This is a genomic window from Mesorhizobium sp. M2C.T.Ca.TU.002.02.1.1, from assembly GCF_003997225.1.
Genome location: NZ_RZTO01000766.1, coordinates 1 through 2931 on the forward strand (window position 1 = coordinate 1; position 2931 = coordinate 2931).

Consider the following 2931-nt stretch of genomic DNA (forward strand, 5'->3'; position numbering starts at 1 on the left):
GGACGAGCTCTGGTCGCGCTCCAAGACACCGCCTGACTAGAGGCAGGCTGAGCTGACGCTGAGCACGGGCGCCTGCCGAGTGGGGTATCGGAGCGAAACCGCCTTTTCCGAGGAGCCAGCCAGCGCGGGGCTGACTCGGCTCACACCAACATCAGATAGAGCAGCGGCAAAGCCGCCAGGCCGACCGCCATTGCAATGAGCGTGGCGTGGCCGAGACGCTCCGCGCGCCTGGCGATGTCGGCGATCTCGTTCTCGTCGTTGATCACATCGAGGAACGAAAGATCGGCACGGGTGGCACGTTGATTGTCGTTGGCGGGCAGGCTTTCGGCCTCCTGCCGGGCGGGCTTTATAGAGATGTAGGTCAAAACGTCGTCTCACTCCGAAGCCGGTCAAGCGGCTCCTTTTTGTTGGTGGATATCGGTGCCCGCCGAAATTGCGCGGGGCGAGCGGCGGGCACCAGCACGGCCGGCGATGGAGGGGGCTTTCTCGACGGCCGCTCACCAATTCGTGGAAAGCACATTGGTTGCATAAGCCGGTCCAATGCTTTGGCTAAGTCGGACTTCAGTCTGATGCGGGTCACGAAATGTTTCAGCCGGAACATCGGTTGCCGGCACCTGTTCTCCTTATTCAAGGATGCCGAGCGCGTCCTTGAATTCACCCCGAAGAAAAATCCGAGCCAACGGAGAATTCGATATGCCCAATCAAGGCGGAACCCACGAACAGCACGTCAAGGCCGGCCAGCAGAGCCACGAGAACCGCGATGAGCAGCATCGCGGCAACGGGCAGCAGCAGGCCGAGGACCGCAACATGGGTCAGCGGGGCTCGGGCCAGCATAGGGGCGGCAGCGGCAACTTCGCCGAAGACCGCCAGCGTGCCTCGGAAGCCGGCCGCAAGGGCGGCCAGCGCTGAGTTCAAATGGCGTCCGTATCCTTCACGGACGCCATTTTTCTGCCGCGAGCTCCAGCCCCGATGGAACATCCTCCCCCTCCTCCAGTTCACCTTGCACCGGCCGCCGCAACAGGCAGCCGCGGATGTTCAATGGAGGCAAACCAATGTCCCTGCATACGCTTCATCCCGAACATGTCGACGAGACCCGCATGCACGCTTATTCGACCTTCGGTCCCTTGCTGATCCATGCGCTGGTACAGAAACTGGCGCACCGCCAGGGCATGCGCGAGTTGGACAAGCTCGAACGATCGCTCGTTCGCCTGGTCGAGGAGACCGACGTTGCCGCTCCGCACGCCGAGGCGATGAAGGAGTTCGCGGTCGAGCTCGTCGTGTCGACGCTGCGCAATGTGCGCGAGCATCCGGACGCCAAGCATGACCTGGAGGAGATCGACGAACGGCGCACCGAGGGCCGCTCCGAGGATCAGAACACGCTGGAAGAGCAGTTGCAGTCGGGCCTCGAGGGCAGCTTTCCGGCAAGCGATCCGCCGGCAGTCGTCTCGACCGCGATCAGCGGCAGCACGAAGGACATCGTGGGCACCGACGAGGTGCTGCGGCGCAAGAAGGAAGCTTCCGCGCGCCGTCGGGAAAAGCAGGACACGTGAATGGCGGGAGTGACCTCATGCTGACTAAAGGCGCCGTTGATCGCCGACCCTGGAAATCCGTGCTCGAAAGCCACGCGCCGCTTATCCTGCCTTCGGCGCCGGATGCGTTGACCGCACGGCTGATCGAGCGCGCCGGCTTTCCTGCCTATCAGATTGGCGGCTTTGCCCTTGCCGCGCATATGCATGCGGTGCCGGACATCGACCTCGAGCAATATGGCGAAAACCACGCCAAGGCGCAGGAAATCATCACCGCTTGCGGCCTGCCCGTGCTGGTTGACGGCGACGACGGCTATGGCGATGTGAAGAACGTCACCCGGACGGTGCGCGGCTACGAAGCGATCGGCGCCTCGGCGCTGTTCATCGAGGACCAACAGCCGCCGAAGCGTTGCGGCCACATGGCCGGCAAGCGCGTGATCGCCGCCGAGGCGATGGTGGACAAGATAAAGGCGGGAGTGGCTGCGCGAAGGAATGCCGATTTCTTCATTCTGGCGCGCACCGATGCCGCCGAGCCAAACGGCATCGACGACGCGATCGAGCGAGGGCATCGCTATCTCGATGCCGGCGCCGACGGCATCTATGTCGAGGGGCCGACCAGCGCCGAGGAACTGAAGGAAGTGGGCGCCGCCTTCAAGGGCGTGCCGCTGGCGACCAGCATCCTCGAGGGCGGCGGCAAGACGCCATGGCATTCGCCGCGATCGATGCATGATTTCGGTTTCAGCATGATCCTCTACCCCACATCGGTGCTGTTTCGCGCCGTCCGCGCGATCCAGGAAGCGCTCGAAGACCTGCGCGAAGGTCACGCGATGGATTTGAACCGAAGCGTCGACATGGAGAATTTCGAGGACATCGTCGGCATGCCGGAATGGGCGGCGATTGAAGACCGCTTCATGGGCCAGTCCGAGCAGGGCGGCGGCCTGGTCACGAAAATCAAGCAGAAGCTGACGGGCTGACGGCAAGCCGGGCGAGCGTGGACCAACGGTCGGGCATGCCGCGCCGAAGATTGCCAACCCAAACTCGCGAACGAAAGGAACCAGCACCTCCGCGACGGGTTGGTTCAATATCGGAAGGACAGACCATGCAGAAACGCGAACTTCCCCACCGCCCGGGCGCAGCAGGATCTCCGTCACCGGGCAACCTGCCGACCAAGGGCGGCGACGATCCCGACGTCCGCTTCCTGGCGGAGAACACCGATCTGTCGCCGAAGCAGGCGCGCGAACTCATCCGCGAGCACGGGCATGACCGCGACAAGCTCTTGAGGATCGCACGAACGATGAAGGCTGAGGGCTGACCTCCCGGAGATGGAAGCGAGGTTGAGAGATGAGCAATTCACCCAACACAGGACGTCCCGGGACCTCCGATCAGTGGCCACGCTGGGAAGGCC

The 2931-nt window shown here is 63.5% G+C and carries 4 protein-coding genes and 1 pseudogene; 4 read left to right on the top strand and 1 reads right to left on the bottom strand.

The genetic code is table 11. The features are described 5' to 3' along the window. Positions 1–140: 140 nt before the first annotated feature. Positions 141–365: a hypothetical protein gene (locus tag EOD07_RS29010; protein WP_127237792.1), complete on the bottom strand. Its 225-nt coding sequence runs from the start codon at positions 363–365 to the stop codon at positions 141–143. A 442-nt stretch (positions 366–807) separates the two neighbouring features. Here EOD07_RS29010 and EOD07_RS29015 point away from each other — a divergent pair. The 4 genes and pseudogenes from EOD07_RS29015 to EOD07_RS29030 all read left to right on the top strand — a co-directional run. Further along, a pseudogene (locus EOD07_RS29015) lies at positions 808–903 on the top strand (KGG domain-containing protein); the annotation flags it as partial. 149 nt (positions 904–1052) lie between these two features. Continuing rightward, positions 1053–1550 (top strand): hypothetical protein, encoded by a 498-nt coding sequence (locus EOD07_RS29020; protein WP_127237793.1) that lies wholly within the window; start codon positions 1053–1055, stop codon positions 1548–1550. A 17-nt stretch (positions 1551–1567) separates the two neighbouring features. After that, positions 1568–2500, top strand: coding sequence for an isocitrate lyase/PEP mutase family protein (locus tag EOD07_RS29025; protein ID WP_127237794.1), 933 nt, complete (start codon positions 1568–1570; stop codon positions 2498–2500). Between the two features lie 125 nt (positions 2501–2625). After that, the gene (locus EOD07_RS29030) at positions 2626–2838 is read left to right on the top strand and encodes a hypothetical protein (protein ID WP_073988372.1); all 213 of its coding nucleotides are present in this window, start codon (positions 2626–2628) and stop codon (positions 2836–2838) included. The last annotated feature ends 93 nt before the right edge of the window (positions 2839–2931 follow it).

What these genes read in the sequence shown, in the direction of transcription:
- EOD07_RS29030 (WP_073988372.1), top strand. Translation starts at nt 2,626, where the DNA reads ATGCAGAAACGCGAACTTCCCCACCGCCCGGGCGCAGCAGGATCTCCG.
- EOD07_RS29020 (WP_127237793.1), top strand. Translation starts at nt 1,053, where the DNA reads ATGTCCCTGCATACGCTTCATCCCGAACATGTCGACGAGACCCGCATG.
- EOD07_RS29025 (WP_127237794.1), top strand. Translation starts at nt 1,568, where the DNA reads ATGCTGACTAAAGGCGCCGTTGATCGCCGACCCTGGAAATCCGTGCTC.